Source organism: Pseudosulfitobacter sp. SM2401 (assembly GCF_042932805.1).
GTDB lineage: Bacteria > Pseudomonadota > Alphaproteobacteria > Rhodobacterales > Rhodobacteraceae > Ascidiaceihabitans.
Genome location: NZ_CP170633.1, coordinates 54181 through 70808, shown reverse-complemented (window position 1 = coordinate 70808; position 16628 = coordinate 54181). Strand labels below are relative to the sequence as shown.

The window sequence follows — 16628 nt, the reverse complement described above, 5'->3', positions numbered from 1 at the left end:
CATGAGCATCACAGCAAACTGGTCCTACCCAACCTCTATTCGTTTCGGTGCCGGACGTATTTCTGAAATTGCGGATGCCTGCGCTGTCGCGGGGATCAAAAAGCCGCTGCTGGTCACGGACCGTGGCCTGGCAAATATGGACATCACAACCAAGACGCTTGACCTGCTAGACGCTGCTGGCCTTGGTCGTGCGATGTTTTCCGAAGTGGATCCAAACCCGAATGAAAAGAACGCCGCCGCAGGTGTCAAAGCCTATAACGATGGCGGGCACGACGGGGTTGTGGCGTTTGGCGGTGGCTCTGGTCTGGATCTAGGCAAGCTCGTGGCGTTCATGGCAGGCCAAACCCGACCGCTGTGGGATTTCGAGGACATTGGCGATTGGTGGACCCGCGCAGATGCGGATGCGATTGCGCCTATTGTTGCAGTGCCGACAACCGCGGGCACGGGGTCCGAAGTTGGACGTGCCTCGGTCATCACGAACTCCGAAACCGAACAGAAAAAGATCATTTTCCATCCCAAGTTCCTTCCTGCGGTGGTGATTTGTGACCCTGAATTGACGGTTGGAATGCCCGGTTTTATCACGGCTGGCACGGGCCTTGATGCCTTCGCGCACTGCGTCGAAGCCTTCTGTTCCCCGCACTATCACCCAATGTCGCAAGGCATGTCGCTTGAGGGTATGCGTTTGGTCAAAGAGTACCTGCCGCGCGCCTTTGCAGATGGCACAGATATCCAAGCGCGCGCGCATATGATGTCTGCGGCCATCATGGGGGCGACGGGTTTCCAAAAGGGGCTTGGCGCGATCCATGCGCTGTCGCATCCGATTGGCGCGATGTACCACACCCACCATGGCACCACGAATGCTGTTTGCATGCCCGCCGTCTTGCAGTTCAACAGGCCTGCGATCACAGATGTGATCACCCAAGCGGCAAGATATCTTGATATCTCGGGCGGGTTCGATGGTTTTTGCGCCTATGTGGATGATTTAAACGCATCGCTTGGCATTCCTAAAACTCTGTCAGGGCTTGGCATCGAAAATCCGGACATCGACCGGATTGTTGCTGGTGCTTTGAGTGACCCCAGCACTGGCGGAAATCCCGTCGAGATGACGCAGGAAAACACAACAAAGCTCTTGCTTGAAATTATTTGAGCTCGGGTTTCAAGTGGTCGAATTTTTGGGCTTGGTCATACATTTGGCTAAGCCTGACTGACCGCTTATCTTTGGCATCTTCAGTTTAGGTCGTGGCCCGCGAAAGCGATGTTTGTTTGGCGCCCAACTTGCGGATTTTTTGCCACCAAGACTTTGGATCAGATTTACCGCTCCGAGAAACGAATTCATACTCGAACGCAGATGTTGACGGTTGATAGCTGGCATTCACATATCTCGTGCCTCTTTTCACACAGGTACCAGCACTTGCGTGCACGTGACCAAAACAATGAACCCTGGGGTTCAATGCCTGCAATCGGCGAGACAAACTTGCACACCCCAATCGCTGGCCCTTGCTGGAAACGTCAAGGATATTAACAGGCGGCGTGTGCGTGACCAGAACGTCCACGTCGCGCGGAACCTTTGCCCACGCTTGGTCCAATGCTAGGTCGTTAGCATAGAATGCGTGATTGCTAAGGTCGGGAACCCACGGCGCCCCATAGAATTTTACACCTTCGTAAACAAATTCAGTGTCTTGAAGATAGATGGCGTTTTCAAAGGGTTGCTCTTTGATCTGCACCAACTTTTCTAAAGTCAGGTCATGGTTTCCACCGATGCAAAGAATATGCTTGAACTCTTGTCGCCCGAACCATGCATCGATCTTTCGAATTGCCTGATTGTCTTGTTCAAAAAGCTGCTCGAAGTCACCACAATGGATAAGGATGTCTCCGCGCAATATACCGAGGTTCTCATGACGACCATGTGTGTCGCTTATGATGACGAGCTTCATAGCTGCAATTACATATGATCCCACATTCTAAGTCCAGAAATGGATTATCAGTTTTGTAAGGATCAGCCATCCGCCAGAGAGATTTTGATGACGACCCATCGTGAGAAATCAAAAACTGCAAGCTCAACTTTGGGCCTTTCACTGTGGTCAGTGCGTTGGCCGAACAACAGCATCTATGAACCCATTATGTTGCCGGCCACAGTCGGCTGTTCCAGCTTTTATCGGCATTTCAGATGTTGGAAATTTGCAGGAATTTAGCCGATCGACCACTCATTTGGATCGCCGAAACACTTCTCCCTTTCCGCATTCCTGAGAAGATGCGCAAACTGTGCGGTGAACAGGTGGTTTGCTTGGCGATACGCGATGAACCCCCAAGACATAGAGTTTCCATGCCCTCTAGAAGCACCATAGATTCTCTGACATCGCAGGTTGAAAGATCGGCCTGAAAGTTTCACCAGCTTTCGCGCGTCGGGTGTTATTTTGGCGCGCATGTGGCGGGGGTTGTGAACAATCCGGATGCCATGATCGTCGCGGATTTCGATCTTGAATCGATGATGATCGCAACATCAACAATGTAATTTGAATCGTTGCTATTTTCCAAAGCCAGCCCGTGGAACGACACGAACGGGCCAGACGATACTGTGGCACCCGTGGGCCCGGTCCAGCAGCCAGAGTAGGCGCACCAGCTGATTTCATCGTTGCTGACATCGATGCTCATCGGGGTGTGTGCGTCGGCGAGAGTGCATTTTCCGTCGCTACAGTTGATCTCGAAATCAGCGTTGGTGCAGTGCCAGCCACTGTCTTGGGCAGCAGATGCTGCTAGCGGCATAGTTACAGCCAATGGCAGGGTCAAACGAAACAGTTTGGTCAAAAAATGCATATCTTATCCTTCAATTGAACCCGCGACTGGCCAAAGACAATCGCGGAAAAATTTCTCTTAAATCGCCGCCCGCTTACATGCGGCAGGCACCGCCATTTTCGGGTGGGGCATCCATGCGCGGAAAGGAAAAACTGACGCTGTCGAAGTTGACCAGAAAGCCACCGTTTGCCCAAGACCACGTTCCGTAGCCGTAATGCATGCTGCCCGTCGAGCAATCAGCGTACATGTTCAGGACGTCTTGTTCGAAAAAGATTTCGGTGCTTTGCGCCGCGTCCGCCATCGGGACAGCGATTTCCCGAAATTCAACCGAGGTCAAAATTGCCCCCCCGTCAGCGGCCTCGACGTAGTATTCTGCCCCGTTGGAATCCGTCACCTTGTAGCTGTTTTGATCCGGAACATCACCATGCGGAACGCCCGCATCTGGCGACATCTGGATTGCAGCAAGGCTGTAGCCCCAAGGCAATTGGCGGGTTTGGCATGTGCCAAGATCGATGCTGTAGGCCAGACTATAACCATTCGGGGCGATGTCGGTGTTGGTCCAGACCAGCGTGCCGTGCGCGTCATACGCCGTGCCTTGATCGTCCACGACGTTGTAGCCGCAGTCGGGCCATTCAGAAGCGCCAGGCGGTCGGGTGCTGACCCAAAAGCCGTAGAACTCTTTGTTTTCCGTCAAGATCGGGTTTTCATCGTACAGCGTGACGTAAACCGCGTCAGGGTCGACGAAAAACTTCATTTCTTGTGCGCGCATTTCCAAAAGCGCTAAGGTTTCGCCAGAGTCCATGACCACGTCACCAACGATTTCGATTTCGTCAATAAAGGTGCCATCGGCTTTGAAAATTTGGTCAACGCCATCGGCGTAGGCCGGCAGCGCACTAAAGAGCGACAGGCCAAAGCCCGCCACTAAGTTCTTGATCGTCCAATTCATTTGCTTCTCCGAGCATAATTGATATCTGACACTAGCACCTCTGCGGGCATGCGACTAATACTTCCGAAAATTCACGCGATGGTGGTGCCTACGATCAAAAATACGACACAGGAAAAGGACCTAGTGTTGGGGGCGCGTTGTTCGAAACCGGTCAGCCGCCGGATTTTAGATCGATCAGAAGGTCGCGCATTCTGGTGTCATGTTCGCCAGTCAACCGGTCCGATCCGCAGAGAAAATCGCTCAGTTCCTTGCCGTCCCACACATGGCGTTCGATCATGCAAGGATCGATGCCATACTCGCGACACAGCGGGTCTGGCCGCCGGTGATAGGTAGTCTGTGCAAACACGGCTGTGACCTGATCGGCCTCTTGTGGGGACAACTGTCTGGGCGGTTGATCGTTGGGGCGCAAGCACCCGTCATCGGTGGCAACACCGCCGTCACATTGTTCGGGATCAGTTCCGGCAAGGGCCAGCAGCGCATGCGAAAACGCCATCGTTCCGTCAGCATTGCGGGTGATTTTGGCGGAATGCGGGCGATCCGGATCACTACAAAACCCCAGCCCGTGCGTTTGCTTGAATTCATACGTCTCGAACGCAGAAAAATCGCGTGTCACTTTGCCCGCAGAAAACAGCATCGTGGCCACAAGAACCAAAGCAATCGCGAGCGCCACACAGCCCAAACTGAGAACCGGTTTTCTGCGTGCAAACCGTATGAGTGCCCCAGCCAAAACGCTAAGCTTTTTCATCACGACATCCTTTGATTAGTGCTCTGAAAGGCGGATCACGCTGGACCGTTCTGTTCAGAGCGCGCATACCACCCCACGTTGCAGCCACTTAGTGCTGTCGTTCAAACGCGTTGCAACGTGTCTAGGTCATTGGCCCATGCCCCCACAACCCCCGCAAGGCACCATACGCGTTCCAACCCGACTTTGCCTTGATTTTTAACCTCTTAGCTGTCAACGATGAGGGATAAATGAGGCTCGCAACTCATCCTGCGCTTCATTTCGGCACTCAGGATTATTGCCCCTCTCAGACCACGCGGCGACGCATATTTTAAGGTGCCCATAGAATGTTCAAAAAAATTAAAGCGGCCTGGCGACTGATGGTGATTTGCTGGCGGGTGTTGATGCTGGACAAGGAACTGCTGATTTTCCCGATCCTAAGCATTGCGGCCCTGGCCTTGACCACCGGCGTTGTGGTCTGGCCGATCTACCTTGCCGGACATCTTGATACGCTTTTGGCGTGGTTCAACGATGATCCTGAAAAAGCAAACAACGTCACGATGATTTTTGCCAGCTACGTTGTGTATGTGTTCACGACATTTGTTTTTGTCTTTTTCAACACCGCTCTGATTGCCTGCGCGCGTATCCGGTTTGCCGGTGGTGATCCGACGGTGATGGATGGGCTGCGCGCCGCGATTTCACGGCTGCCGCTGGTGTTTGTCTGGGCCCTTGTGACCGCGACAGTCGGGTTTATTCTGCAACAATCGGCCAAGCGAACGGACGGGCTGGCAAGTTTCATTTTCAGTTTTCTTGGCGGGGCGTGGACGATTGCCGCCTTTTTTGTGGTGCCGGTTTTGGTCGCAGACCGGGTTGGTCCGATCAAGGCGATGAAGACCTCTGTGTCGCTTATTCGTAAAACCTGGGGCGAAGCAATGGTCGCCCACATCGGGCTTTCCGCTGTTGCTATTGTTACGATTTTACCGGCGTTTATTTTGATAGGGGCTGGCGCTATGCTTTTGGATGCGGTGCCGGTATTGGCGGCTGCACTTCTGGTGTTTGCGGTGCTGTTGATCGCCTTGACTGCCTTGGTGATCACCACGTTGGATGCGATCCTGACATCGGCGCTGTATGTTTACGCAGTGGACGGGAAATTGCCCGCACATTTTGATGGTGCCGATCTGGAACACGCCTTTAGCCAGCGTGACCCCAAAAGCGCCCAACACGTTGAAGATCATGATCATTCCCCTCACGGCGGCGATGATTAAGCCGCTGTAAGGGGCGATGATTGGTCGGCACAGACCGGCACGTTTTAATTTGAGCCGCTCACAACCGTGACGGCAATTGACGCGGTCACACCTGGCGCGTTTTTAAAGGACAACAACAGGTTCGCAGTGCCTGCCCCGCGACCGGTCGAGGTTAACTGGCCCGCGTATTTTGGACCCTGTGGGGCGTTGTTGTCGACAGCCCATGGCACAACTTTGATCAGGTCATAAGGATCACCGCTGACGTCATCGATGATCACATTGTCTGCAAAGTCTTGGTGGTAGGAATTTGCAACCGACGATCCGTCACCAAACTCTGCCGTGACAAAAATCGCCGGAAACAGGTCAAGCCCGTACACGGTGTAGGCAGCGTCGCGGTTGCTGACCGGCAGGCGATACGATTGCAACGCCAAAGCTGCGCTGACCGGCGTTTTCAGCTGTGGCACTGCGCTGACAACAGTGGCCGTTACTGCGGCTGTCACATGTGGCGCGTCGCGAAACGACACAAGCAATTGCGCTGTGCCCACGCCTTTTCCCGTCGACGTCAATTGCGCCGCGTATTTACCCAGACCCGGATTGTTGTAATCGATATCCAAATAGTTGATCTGGATAATGTCATCGGGATCACCCGATACATCGTCAAATATGATATTGCTGGCCGAGAATTTCTGATAGTCATCCCCCCCCGACGTGCCATCCGAAAAATCAACATCCAGATAGATTGCCGGATTTTTATCAAGCCCCTGAACCGTATGGGCAGGGTCATTGACGCTAAGCGGGATGCGGTCGGATTGCAGACCAAGGGTCGCTGCGACCGGCACTACGGATTGCGGAGTGGGTTGTGCGAACGCATATCGGCCGATAACTTCGAGTTCCAACGCTGTTCCGTCGCACTGCCACCGTTGCAGCACGAACGAGTCCCCGCTGGTCCAGCGCATGCGCGCCGCCCCCCACACATCTGAGGTATAGCCATATTCATCCGTGATCGTGTAGTTGCACGACTGGGTTAATTCCTCGGGCATATCGACGGTGAAATAGCCATCATACGGACCGTTGGACCAGCCGTCGCTGCCACCGGTCGGGTTGTTGATGTAATAATTCACCTGACCTTCTTCGTTTGGCCAAACCCAAAGGGTGTATGTGTTGACGGTTTCCTCGAAGGTAAGTTCGCCCCATTTGTCGCCATGCGATCCGAACAGATTGTAAAATCCGTCGGCCAATACCGGACTTGAGAACGCCAGTATGGCCGCGGTTGAAATGCTCAGCAGATTTTTCATTCAGGAACTCCGTGTGAAATAAATTCGTGGGAAAAGAGATGTGGAATTGTCAGCCTCCGAACCGTAAATCGGTCAAAAGCGTGCGCAGCTGCGCTTTTTGTTCATCGCCGATCCGGTCGGCGCCGCAGATGTAGTCGCTTAGCTCTGTATCGCCCCACGAATGTCTTTCAATCAGGCAGGGATCTACGGCGAGCTCCCGGCAAATCGGATCTGGGTTTTTGTGGAATTTTACGTTTGAAAAGACCGCCGCGACACGGTCCGCTTCTTGTTGGCTCAGCTGTCTGGTGGCTTGTGCTGTCGCTCGCAGGCAGCCCTGTTCAGCGGCCACGCCCCCTGCGCATTGCGTCGGATCACGTCCCGCAACGGTCAGAATGGAATGCGCGAATGTCATCGCCCCGTCAGCGTCACGCGAAATCTCGGCCGAAAACACCCGGTCGATGTCACCGCAAAACCCAAGCCCCGGCGTTTGCTTGAACTGATAGGATTGAAACGACGAATAATCCCGCAGGGTCAGACCGCCAATCAAACAGCCTGCCAGCGTCAGCGTTAGAAAAACCATCCCCAAAATTCGGGGCCTGCGGGACCAAACGGGTCGGATGGCCTGTGGCGCGCTCGGCATCTGCACGTCTCCTAATTGGATGTTTATGGTTTGTCATAAAAATCGTTTTGGCTCAAAAACATCGGCCACCAAGCCTTTGTCACTCAAGGGCTCTTGGCACCCTGCCCTAATGGGTAACCATCTGGTCACCCTAAGTCTACTTTTTCAGCGCATTATGTCGCCGCCAATTGTTTTTGCTTAAGCACCTGCAAGTTCGGGACAAAAAAAGGAAGCGGCGAACCAAGCGACGCGTACCCAACGCGATCGACGGCTTGATTGAACAATCAACAGCTTTGCGTCTAGTGTTTGTCCGTCCCCTAACGCGAGAGCACGGATCCAGATGTCTAACACTTCGCCGTCCCGATCAAATCCGTCCCTCGCGGCACAATCACAATACGAAGTTCTTTTCGAACCCGTAAAAATTGGTCCGGTCACGACCCCAAACCGGTTCTATCAAGTGCCCCATTGCACAGGTATGGGCCATCGATATCCGCAGTCAGAAGCGCGTTTGCGTGGCATCAAAGCCGAAGGTGGCTGGGGTGTGGTGTCGACCCAAGAAACCGAAATTCACCCGACATCGGATTTGACCCCGTCCAATCAGGCGCGCCTTTGGGGGGCCGAAGATATTCCGGCCCTGCGTCTTGTGACACAGGCGGTTCACGCACATGGCAGTTTGGCGGCGATCCAGCTCGCACACAACGGCTTGCATTCGGCCAACCGCTACACCCGTGCCGCACCGCTTGCCCCGACCGGCGCGATTGTGGACGGTGATGATCCGGTTCAGGCCCGCATGATGGACAAAGCCGACATTGCCGCGTTTCGTGGCTGGCATGTCGCGGCGGCAAAGCGGGCCAAAGAGGCGGGTTTTGACATCATCTACGCCTATGCGGGCCATGAAATGACGCTGCTGCATCACTTTTTGCTGGCACGCCACAATCAGCGCACGGATGAATATGGCGGGTCGTTCGAAAACCGTTTGCGCCTGTTTCGAGAGGTCATTGAAGACACCAAAGAAGCCGTCGGCGATACCTGCGCTGTGGCTGTGCGCCTCGCCGTGGACGAACTGCTTGGCGCGGACGGGATGCAGCACGACGCAGAGGCCCGCGACATCATTGAAGCCCTCGCAGAGTTGCCCGACCTTTGGGATGTGAACCTGTCCGACTGGTCAAATGACAGCCAGACGTCGCGGTTTTCCGATGAAGGGTTTCAGGAAAAATACACCGGATTTGTGAAATCCGTCACGAGCAAACCTGTGGTGGGCGTGGGGCGCTACACTTCGCCCGATACGATGGTGCGGTTGATCAAAAAAGGACAGCTTGATCTGATCGGGGCCGCCAGACCGTCAATTGCGGATCCGTTCCTGCCCCATAAAATCCAGTCCGGTCAGATCGAGAGCATCCGCGAATGTATCGGCTGCAATATTTGCGTGATGGGCGACAACACCGAAAGCCCGCTGCGCTGCACGCAAAACCCCACGATGGCCGAGGAATGGCGCCGCGGGTGGCATCCCGAAATCATCCCTAAACTGGCCAAGCCAGAACAGGTTTTGATCGTTGGTGGTGGGCCTGCCGGATTAGAAGCCGCAAGGGCCCTGACAGCGCGCGGCGCAGATGTGACGCTTGCCGAAGGCGGGCATGTTTGGGGCGGTCGCGTCACCCTAGAGGCCGCGCTGCCGGGATTGTCCGCATGGGGCCGTGTGCGCGATGCAAGGCTTTGGCAACTGCAACAGGTTCCAAACGCCGAACTTTATTTGGAAAGCCCGCTGACGGCGCAAGATCTGTTGGAGTACGCCACCCCTCATATTGCGCTGGCCACCGGTGCCACGTGGCGGCGCGATGGGGTTGGTCGCGCAAATCGCCTTGCGATGCCGTTTCTGGACCCTGCCCGCGTGCTGACACCTGACGATCTGATGACCCAAGGTGCCGCTGCGGTAACGTCAGATGGCCCCGTGGTTGTTTTCGATGACGACCGTTTTTACATGGCCAATGTACTGGCCGAACTGTTGGCTGATGCGGGCCACAATGTGACGTTCGTGACCCCATCAGCGGTTGTTTCACCGTGGTCCGAAAAAACGCTTGAGCAGGGTCGCATTCAACGGCGATTGATCGAAAAGAACGTCACGATCAAGCCGTTGATGAATGTTACGGGCATGTCGGATGACACGGTAACGCTTGGGTGTGTTTACAGCGGTCAGGAACACGAAATTGCTTGCGCGCGATTGATCATGGTCACCTCGCGCGCACCCAATGACACCCTGTGGCACGCGCTAAACGCAATGAACGATCAATGGGCGGATGCGGGCATTCAAACCGTGACGCGCATCGGCGATTGCCTTGCGCCGTCGCTTATCGCGATGGCGGTTTATTCCGGTCATGCCTATGCCCGCAACATTGAGCTGCCTGTGCCGGCTGAGCCGTTGCGAGAAGACCACGGATACATCCCTTCGGCGGGCTAGACAGGTCAGAACAGAAAACCCTGTGCAGGTAGGCGAGGTACGCAGTGTCGACCCTACAGATGCGATATGCATGTAATTTTGGCATGTGCAAACCGCGTTGCCGTTCGCCAAAAATGCCCCAGTGAACGCGTTTGGGGCCGCGCTACCGAACGACAAAGGTCGTGTCGTGCAGAATTTCCTCGGGCCCCTGGGGTGCTAAATTCTGTGGCAGACCTTTGTTGAACAGCAAATCAATACGGCGTCCTGACGTTTGGGACAGCATCAATTCAAACAGCTTGATCGCAGGCCCACCCGCCACCGGACTGACATCCAACAGGCTGTTCCCGCATTGATCTGGCAGCCCCGGATCACCCGGTTTGTACTGGTGATACCGCGTACCCTTGGGCAAACCAGTGACCATTTGACGGCGGCTGTTCACACTCACAACACCAGCAATTTTAGTCCTTGCTGACACCTCAAAGTTCCATTTCAGTGCGCCCCGGCCTTTCAAAAACAAAAACACAGGGCCTTCATGGTCAATTTTCACGTCCAATTCACCGGCTTCACACGGCGCTATGCCCTGACCAAGCACTTCGTTGGCATCACCAGAACTGACGGTTCTGAGCGAGGTTTCAAAACCGCAATGGCGAAACGCCAGCCCATCCTTGGTGCGTCCATGTTGGGTCGATAAGACGATCACTTTGGCGGCGTGCGGGATGTCGAACAAAGGACACAACTGCGTTTTCCACTGGCGATGGTTTTCGAGTTTTATCGCGGCGTCCAACTGCAATGCCGCCAGCGTCAGCGATAGCCCCTGTTGGCGACCAATCTGCGACGGCGTGCACATCGCGCGCCACGCCTTGTTGTCCGAAGAACGTCTTGGTTGCGAAGGCTTGTCACCTATCGAAAGAAAACAATATCTACCGGTGCCCCCTTTTTCGCGTCCGGGCAGCATGCGCGGGTGACGTAAAAAGACGACAGGCCTGCCGTTCGCTTTTGTTAAGTCTCTGGGGATTTCACCACGCATGGGATGGGTTATGACAAAGTCGATTGGTGGCTCGAACGTGAACTCGGGATCAAAGCGCGTGCGATACTTTTTGTTGAAAGCCTCCGAGAACTTGATCAAGTCCTTGTCGGTGCTGTAATCGCCTGCGGGTCTGATTTTACCGGTTTCAACCCATCCTGCGATGCCTGCCCAAGATGGCAGATTTTGGGCCAACGACATGGGCGTTGGGGATATTGGCTGTTCAAGGTTGAACGCGACCAAACCATCGCGTCTGTCATTGTAAAGTGCGACCTCTTCTTGCCAATCAGCTGGCCACTTAAAGTCTGATGCATCCACGGCCTGACCCTTTTCAGGGCGCACAGAAGGTGGTGTTTTACGAGGGATGTGTAGCGTGCTTTGCCTGCCGGAAACTATGTAGTCGTGCGGGTGCATCCGGATGATTTCGGGGTCGATAGGCAGCCCTCGGGGAAAGGTGACGCCCGCCTTGGGAGCCATGAAATACTGCTCTGGGATGCAGGATTTTGGTGGCGCCGAACAACCGGTAAAAATGTGACTTTGCGCGCATCGATGCCGGTGACGGCAACATGATCCCACCCCCACCGCCGCGCGCCCATGGTGATGACCTGATCAACCTGATCTACATTGCCGGAAAAGCGCAGAACCGATGCATTATAGTTTGAAACCACAATTGTTACCGGTCGCTCAACCGTACCAATCACAACATTCAACAGGTTTGCCGAGTGTTCATTGTCGCCCAGCAAGACATTGGTTTGTGCGTTTGCAATATTGCTTTGGATGACGATGACATCAGTGTCCGGGGCAATGGTCAGCCCGTCACAAATGGGCATCGGACCGGATTGGTTCACAGAACAGGCCCGCACAGGGATCGCGACGATTTGAAACCCTAGCAATGTACACAAAAGAACCGCAACGTTTCGAAGGCGCAGGTTGAGCTTTAGATTGGCGGCCAAATTCTTGTTTCCCAAAATCACGCGCCTACGTTAACCCCGCACCGGCTGCGTGCAAAGCCGCCGTTGTTTTTAAAGTAACCATCTTTGCCGTTCGGTGCTATTCGTTCCGCCAATAGCTATCGGACAAACAATGCACGTTCTTACTCTTCTTGATCATCCCGATCCCAAATCATTCAGCGCGGCCATCGCCCGTGAATTTAGCGCCGGTGCCGAAAGCGTTGGCCACTCGACTGAATTGGTCGACCTGCATGGCGAACAGTTTGATCCACGGTGGTCCATCGCTGACATCGACGGCGATGCGTCTGGTCAGGTGCCCGCCGACATCAGAGCAGAACAAGACCGGATCAGTCGCGCCGACGCTATCGGGTTTGTCTTTCCGCTGTTCTGGTGGGGGATGCCGGCGATGACCAAAGGCTGGATTGACCGTGTTTGGTCTTGGGGCTGGGCCTATGATCAGCTGGACGATCCCGAGACATCTTTGCAGCGGCCGCGAACCGGTGTTTTGCTTGTACCTGCCGGCGCGCGTTCGGATGAAATGGAAGAGCTGGGATACAAGACGGCAATTGAAACCGCATGGATTGACGGCACTTTTGGCTACTTCGGGTTTGTGAATCGAGAGCTTGTGTTGCTGAACGGGTCCAAAGGATCAGACGCGCGGCGTGATGCATTGTTGCAGCGCGCGTTTCAGGCCGGTGTCTCTTTGAAGGTGCCTGATTGAACGATCCAGCGCTGTTGTCTGTGGTCCATGACTAAGTCGTTCGGTCGGCTGGGGACCTTAGTTTGGGCAAAGCTAGAACTTTTGCCGCACTTCGTTTCCTGTTGATTGCCCTGCTTTCTTTCGACCCGTCATGCGGCGCAAAACGTCATCCTTGAAATAGAACTGATGCACCAACGCACCGCCGATATGCAGGATCAGGAACACCAAGAACGCATCCATTGCGAAGGTGTGGACAGATCGGCGCGTTTCGAAATTGTCGACCCCCAGAAACTGGACACCTTCGCGCAAATCGAACATCCAGAACGACAATACAGCAAGGTCATGTGCAGCGGCTGCATAAATACCCGTCAAAGGGACCCCCAGCATAAAGCCATACAGCGCAAGGTGGACTGCCCAAGCGGCCAGCGCCTGGAGTTTTGAAACCGTCTTTGGCAACTGGGAAGGCGGATATCCCAGACGCCAGAAAACGCGCAGAATTGCGAACCCCAACACCAATAGACCCGCTGAGGAATGTCGCGCCAGAGAGCTTGCCAATTCAGTCCCCGATTGATCATCCATCACAAACCCGAACTTGAGAGCGAGACAGATCAACACCGCCATGGCCCAATGCATCCAGCGCGCAACGAACGTATAGGCCGTCGCCTGATCATCTTGGTGTTGGTCGGTCATAACGATCTCAGAATGAATAGGTGATGAAAATGCCCGCGGTGGTTTGGGCCTTTGATCCGCGTTCATAAACGATGGAAGAGCCGCCGACGTCGCCGCTCAGCTGGTCGTATTCCACAAATCCGACCAACGCGGTTTTATCGCTCAGCGGCACAACGGCCATCGCGTGCAAACCATAGGAATTGATCCCGCCGCCTGCATCAAATTGGCTGATACCAGATGCGGCAGATTGTGCTGCGTCCACATCAAAGAATGCGCTGTTAAAAGTTGTATCGCCAAAAGAAACCGCAGGACCAACTGTGAAAAATGCTGGGCGGGCAAAGGCGTTGAAGGTTCCTCGATAGGCGATCTCGGCCTCGCCTGTGATGCCGTCGTGCCCGCCATCAACGCCCTGACGTATTTCTAGTTTGGCCGAAAAGCGATCTGCCTCATACGCGACAAATCCTCCGAGTTCGATTGTTCCGTCAATGTCGCCTAGCCCCAGCAGATCATTGGTGTCGCCGGAATCCTCATCCCGTCCGAAGTCGTATGAAAGCACCGGCCCCGCACGCCACGGCCCGCCTGACAGTGCATTATAGCGAACACCGCCCAGCGATGCTTCGAACCGGTCGCCATAGGTCACGCGGAAATTTGGCACGGCCTGCGCCTCATAGTCATCATCGCCCAAAAAGGTTGGCGCATAGATGGCCCCCGCGCCAATGGAATAGGACCAGCCTTGGTCGTGTTCATCGGCCAGAACACCTGTGGGCAGCAGCAGAACCGTGCTGACTGTCAAAGTTACTATTTTGTGCATTGAATGAACCTTTGAGAGGGGTTTGTTTGCGAATAAAGATCGATGTTTGTTCCGTTTCTCGCCCAAAGCTACGGCTGAACGGTGTCTCGCATTTTGCTGGGCGGTAAAGTTTTGTTAAGGTCCGAACTGCCGGCCCGTCGCTTGTTTGCGCACCTCAAAGACCTGATTGCTTTACAAAACTTTACGCGCCAGAAACCCACGAGACGCATTCGACCGGCAGATTGAACACACCCTGCAGCCGTCAAATTCGCTGCAAAACACATTGGATCAACCCTGATGCCTGAAGACATCCTGATGATAGAAGACGATGCCCGTCTGGCCGCGATGGTGCAGGAATATCTGTCAGATTTTGGTTTCACAGTGACCATCGCCGGAACCGGTAAAGGCGGCTTGGCCAAGATCAGGGCCGGTCAGTTTCGCGCCTTGATCCTTGATCTGATGTTGCCTGACATGGATGGGTTCGAGGTCTTTCGCGCCATACCCATCGAGGCATCTCTGCCGGTCATTATGCTGACCGCAAAAGGTGATCCGCTTGATCGGATCATCGGTCTCGAACTGGGCGCGGATGATTATCTGCCCAAGCCATTCGAGCCGCGCGAACTGTTGGCGCGGTTGAAATCAATCCTTCGACGTGGCGTGCATTTGGCTGGCTCAGACGTGCTTTCATTCGGACGCCTAACCATCGACGAAGACGCGATGCAAGCACGCCTAGATGACCAGCGCTGTCGCCTCACAAACTATCAGTTTCAGATCCTGGTTGCGCTGGCAAAGGGGGCCGGACGCGTCATGACAAGAGACCATCTGATGAACCAACTTCAGGGTCACGACATAGAAACATTTGATCGATCGATTGACGTACATGTTTCTCGCATCCGCAATGTCATCGAAGCTGATCCGAAAAATCCCAAGCGCCTGATCACCGTACGCGGCGCTGGCTATGTCTTTGCAAAGTCACAGGATTAATCTGATGCTGGGGAACCGGTTTTTCCTTCAAATCTGTGCCGTGTCGTTTTTGGGTTTGACCATGTTCGCTGTCGTGGCGTCCTTTGCATGGAATGCCATCGGCGAGGACCAATTCAATCGCGCGCTGTTTCAACGTACGACCGGCTTGGCCGAACTGTTGTTGCCTGCGGCAGATGCACCTGCAAGTGAACAGCAAAACCGGATTGTGCAAATCGCAGAGGAATTGTCCTTTGACATCACGCTTTATGACCCATCCGGAACGCTAATCGCGGCGAGCGCGGCAGCGGCACCCTGGTCAGTCCCCGATGTTGCCGTTGGCAATTGGCAAGCGACCAAGGGGGAAACGCGTTGGATGACCACCTTAGGCGACGGGCGTGTCTTGATCATTGACCTTAACCGCATGAGTTTACCAAATGAGGAACTGGCCGCGACGATCACCTTCGTCGTTCTGGCCGCTGTCATCTCGCTTTTGTTGTACCCGCTTACCCGGCGCATTACCCGCCGTCTTGAACGGCTTCAGCAAGGCGTGGAGAAAATTGGCGCAGGTAATTTGTCTGCGCGGGTGACTGTCGATGGATCAGATGAGATCGCAAAACTTGCCATAAGCTTCAATCGCTCGACCGAGACAATCGAGGATTTGGTCAATCGCCAAAGGCTTCTGCTCGCCAACGCCTCGCATGAATTGCGCACGCCCTTGGCGCGTATCCGCATGGGGATCGAGTTGCTGGAAACGAAAAACACGCCCGAGCGCAGGGCAGAAATGCGCCAAGACATTCGGGAACTGGATGCGCTGATTGATGATCTGATCACCATGACCCGATTTGACACTGGGTTTGACACTGGGTCTGCGATTGGCGATTTTGCGCCCGTAAACCTAAAGGACATCGCACAAAAAGAATGTTCCAGAACCAAAGGCTGCACCTTTGAGGGGAGCGACGCCCATGTGTCCGGCGACGTACGTATGTTGCAACATCTCGTGCGTAATTTGCTCGACAATGCGGAGCGGCACGGACAGCACCCCATACGCATCAAAACCGAGACACACCGCGACGGCGTATCCCTTGCCGTGATCGACCATGGGAACGGCATTCCGGAAAGTGATCGAAGCAAGGTGTTCGAACCGTTCTACAGAGGACCAGGCAAACAGAACGTGTCGGGCTACGGTCTTGGGCTGCCGTTGGTGTCGAGAATTGCAAAATCCCACAGCGCTGAAGTCAGCATTTCGGCACATCCTGTTTCGACCGTTACGGTACATTTTCCGCACATGAAATCCGCACATGGAAAACGTGCTGTAATCACCCGAACACTCAACCCAGCGACGCTAGAACCCTAAATTCAAACCACCCAATTCGCCATGCTCGTGTGCCGTCGGTGCCAGCAAACGATCTGAGGCGTCGGGACCTTTTACATAGGTTTACGAACCACACAATCGCCAGAAAAAATGACGTTCTACCTTGGTTTCATCCGCAAAGCGGCAAAG

The 16628-nt window shown here is 54.5% G+C and carries 16 protein-coding genes; 6 read left to right on the top strand and 10 right to left on the bottom strand.

The features are described 5' to 3' along the window. Position 1: 1 nt before the first annotated feature. Positions 2-1147, top strand: coding sequence for an iron-containing alcohol dehydrogenase (locus ACFIO0_RS00375; RefSeq protein ID WP_390912532.1), 1146 nt, complete (start codon positions 2-4; stop codon positions 1145-1147). 85 nt (positions 1148-1232) lie between these two features. Here ACFIO0_RS00375 and ACFIO0_RS00370 read toward each other — a convergent pair whose 3' ends face one another. The 4 genes from ACFIO0_RS00370 to ACFIO0_RS00355 form a co-directional block, all read right to left on the bottom strand. Further along, on the bottom strand, positions 1233-1934 hold the full coding sequence (locus tag ACFIO0_RS00370) for a metallophosphoesterase (RefSeq protein ID WP_390912531.1): 702 nt from the start codon (positions 1932-1934) through the stop codon (positions 1233-1235). Between the two features lie 475 nt (positions 1935-2409). Next, positions 2410-2814, bottom strand: coding sequence for a hypothetical protein (locus ACFIO0_RS00365; RefSeq protein ID WP_390912530.1), 405 nt, complete (start codon positions 2812-2814; stop codon positions 2410-2412). Between the two features lie 73 nt (positions 2815-2887). Beyond that, positions 2888-3739: a hypothetical protein gene (locus tag ACFIO0_RS00360; RefSeq protein ID WP_390912528.1), complete on the bottom strand. Its 852-nt coding sequence runs from the start codon at positions 3737-3739 to the stop codon at positions 2888-2890. 151 nt (positions 3740-3890) lie between these two features. Further along, positions 3891-4484, bottom strand: a complete 594-nt coding sequence (locus ACFIO0_RS00355) for a hypothetical protein (RefSeq protein ID WP_390912526.1) — start codon at positions 4482-4484, stop codon at positions 3891-3893. A 323-nt stretch (positions 4485-4807) separates the two neighbouring features. Here ACFIO0_RS00355 and ACFIO0_RS00350 point away from each other — a divergent pair, with 323 nt between their 5' ends. Next, the gene (locus ACFIO0_RS00350) at positions 4808-5725 is read left to right on the top strand and encodes a DUF6159 family protein (RefSeq protein WP_390912524.1); all 918 of its coding nucleotides are present in this window, start codon (positions 4808-4810) and stop codon (positions 5723-5725) included. Positions 5726-5769: 44 nt separating this feature from the next. Here the strand turns inward: ACFIO0_RS00350 and ACFIO0_RS00345 are convergent, their stop codons facing one another. Together ACFIO0_RS00345 and ACFIO0_RS00340 are read right to left on the bottom strand one after the other, a co-directional pair. Continuing rightward, positions 5770-6999, bottom strand: a complete 1230-nt coding sequence (locus ACFIO0_RS00345) for a hypothetical protein (RefSeq protein ID WP_390912522.1) — start codon at positions 6997-6999, stop codon at positions 5770-5772. 49 nt (positions 7000-7048) lie between these two features. Further along, the gene (locus ACFIO0_RS00340; RefSeq protein ID WP_390912520.1) at positions 7049-7618 is read right to left on the bottom strand and encodes a hypothetical protein; all 570 of its coding nucleotides are present in this window, start codon (positions 7616-7618) and stop codon (positions 7049-7051) included. 319 nt (positions 7619-7937) lie between these two features. On the opposite strand from ACFIO0_RS00340, the gene ACFIO0_RS00335 reads away from it, so the two are divergent. Next, on the top strand, positions 7938-10052 hold the full coding sequence (locus tag ACFIO0_RS00335) for an FAD-dependent oxidoreductase (RefSeq protein ID WP_390912518.1): 2115 nt from the start codon (positions 7938-7940) through the stop codon (positions 10050-10052). A gap of 142 nt (positions 10053-10194) precedes the next feature. On the opposite strand, the gene ACFIO0_RS00330 is transcribed toward ACFIO0_RS00335, so the two are convergent. Both ACFIO0_RS00330 and ACFIO0_RS00325 read right to left on the bottom strand, forming a co-directional pair. Continuing rightward, positions 10195-11532 carry a hypothetical protein gene (locus ACFIO0_RS00330; RefSeq protein ID WP_390912516.1) on the bottom strand — a complete coding sequence of 446 codons (1338 nt, stop codon included), beginning with the start codon at positions 11530-11532 and terminating at the stop codon, positions 10195-10197. Next, positions 11448-12023: a hypothetical protein gene (locus ACFIO0_RS00325; RefSeq protein ID WP_390912514.1), complete on the bottom strand. Its 576-nt coding sequence runs from the start codon at positions 12021-12023 to the stop codon at positions 11448-11450. Before ACFIO0_RS00325 ends, ACFIO0_RS00330 begins: the two co-directional genes overlap by 85 nt. 115 nt (positions 12024-12138) lie before the next feature. Here ACFIO0_RS00325 and ACFIO0_RS00320 point away from each other — a divergent pair, with 115 nt between their 5' ends. After that, positions 12139-12726: an NAD(P)H-dependent oxidoreductase gene (locus tag ACFIO0_RS00320; protein WP_390912512.1), complete on the top strand. Its 588-nt coding sequence runs from the start codon at positions 12139-12141 to the stop codon at positions 12724-12726. Positions 12727-12798: 72 nt separating this feature from the next. Here the strand turns inward: ACFIO0_RS00320 and ACFIO0_RS00315 are convergent, their stop codons facing one another. Beyond that, the gene (locus ACFIO0_RS00315) at positions 12799-13395 is read right to left on the bottom strand and encodes a cytochrome b/b6 domain-containing protein (protein ID WP_390912510.1); all 597 of its coding nucleotides are present in this window, start codon (positions 13393-13395) and stop codon (positions 12799-12801) included. A 7-nt stretch (positions 13396-13402) separates the two neighbouring features. Continuing rightward, complete coding sequence (locus tag ACFIO0_RS00310) at positions 13403-14185, bottom strand: MipA/OmpV family protein (protein ID WP_390912508.1); 783 nt, start codon at positions 14183-14185, stop codon at positions 13403-13405. Positions 14186-14461: 276 nt separating this feature from the next. On the opposite strand from ACFIO0_RS00310, the gene ACFIO0_RS00305 reads away from it, so the two are divergent. Further along, the gene (locus tag ACFIO0_RS00305; protein ID WP_390912506.1) at positions 14462-15148 is read left to right on the top strand and encodes a response regulator; all 687 of its coding nucleotides are present in this window, start codon (positions 14462-14464) and stop codon (positions 15146-15148) included. Positions 15149-15152: 4 nt separating this feature from the next. Further along, positions 15153-16481: an ATP-binding protein gene (locus tag ACFIO0_RS00300; RefSeq protein WP_390912504.1), complete on the top strand. Its 1329-nt coding sequence runs from the start codon at positions 15153-15155 to the stop codon at positions 16479-16481. The last annotated feature ends 147 nt before the right edge of the window (positions 16482-16628 follow it).